Source organism: Aneurinibacillus thermoaerophilus, from assembly GCF_900099925.1.
Lineage (GTDB): Bacteria > Bacillota > Bacilli > Aneurinibacillales > Aneurinibacillaceae > Aneurinibacillus > Aneurinibacillus thermoaerophilus.
In genome coordinates this window covers 1-1,365 of the sequence record NZ_FNDE01000097.1, presented here as the reverse complement: position 1 = coordinate 1,365, position 1,365 = coordinate 1, and the positions used below count along the sequence as shown (strand labels likewise).

General features: G+C 47.1%; 1 protein-coding gene. It reads left to right on the top strand.

Going from position 1 to position 1,365, the window contains the following annotated elements:
- Nucleotides 1-120: 120 nt before the first annotated feature.
- Nucleotides 121-1,302: an IS701 family transposase gene (locus BLR88_RS18835; protein ID WP_063388773.1), complete on the top strand. Its 1,182-nt coding sequence runs from the start codon at nucleotides 121-123 to the stop codon at nucleotides 1,300-1,302.
- Nucleotides 1,303-1,365: the final 63 nt, after the last annotated feature.

Here is a 1,365-nt window from a genome sequence, read left to right as displayed (position 1 = left end):
ACTGTAGATGAGCAAATTCACTAACATAAATTTACATCCGAACAAAAAAGGAGACATGAACCCGATTCCTTGATTAGAATAGATGTGTCACCAAACCATTCTCAAGGAGGTTCATGTCTCATGAATAGACTACCACATCACCAAGGAATCGACAAGTTTTTCGCAATGTTGGGGCTGGCCCTTTATTTCTCTAAGCCGGTCATGAAGCATCTCGTTCATATTATCGATGCGCTGACAACGAAAGGATTTGTGGGAACCTTGACCGATCTGCATCATGAGAGCTTTCATCCCAACCATCGAACGACACTGAGCCATTTTTTCACGAAAAGCCCTTGGGATGAAGAAATCTTGCTTCGCAAACTCCAGCAGTGGATGCTTCGTCATGTGGAACGAACGGCCAAGCGAAAGAATCACCCCATTTTTGTTTCGATCGATGATACGATCTGCCGAAAAACGAAGCCTTCGTCACAGGCGAAACACGCTATTGAAGGGTGTAATTGGCATTATTCTCACGCGGACAAAAAGTCGATTTGGGGACACTCTCTCGTCTGGCTCATGGTTCATACGATGACGCAAGCCTTTCCCTTTGCGTTTCGCCTCTACGACAAGGCGGATGGGAAAAGCAAGGGTCAATGGGCCATCGAGATGCTTTCTTCTTTGGATGTGCACGGTTCTGTTTATGTGCTGATGGATTCTTGGTACCCATCGAAAACACTCGTGGAAGCCTGCCTGAAAAAAGGATTCCACGTCATTGCGATGCTCAAGACGAATCGGGTTCTTTATCCAAAAGGCATCGCCATCCAAGCCAAACAGTTTGCCCGCTATATCGAACCGAACGACACCCATCTCGTCACGGTGGGAGAAGAGCGTTATCGCGTGTATCGCTACGAGGGAGCGCTGAAAGGTCTCGATGATGCCGTTGTGTTGTTGGCTTGGAAAGCCGATCAGCCGATGACACCTGAACATCTTCACTGCGTCTTGAGCACCGACCGGGAGCTAAGCGATGAAGAGATCTTGCGCTACTATGCCCAGCGTTGGTCGATCGAATGCTTTTTTCGACAAGCGAAAGACCAGCTGAAGCTCGATGGGTACCGCGTTCGTCAACGTCGGGCGGTGAAACGGTATTGGATCTTGGTGCAACTCGCTTATGTGTACAGTATGGTCGAATCCAACAGCGATTTCTCTACCGGGCTTGACTTCCTTCGAAAGAAGAAAGGACATAGCCTCGTGGAGTTTATTTACGATGCAGCGAAACAAGATATTCCCATTGATGTCGTTAAAAAACAGCTTCATGTGGCATAAGGGGTACTCCGTTTGTCTCTTTTTACATGGTAATTATTGTAATGAAAATTGCTCAACTACAGT

Bases quoted from the DNA above. Each gene is read 5' to 3' on its own strand.
- BLR88_RS18835 (WP_063388773.1), top strand. From the start codon at position 121: ATGAATAGACTACCACATCACCAAGGAATCGACAAGTTTTTCGCAATG.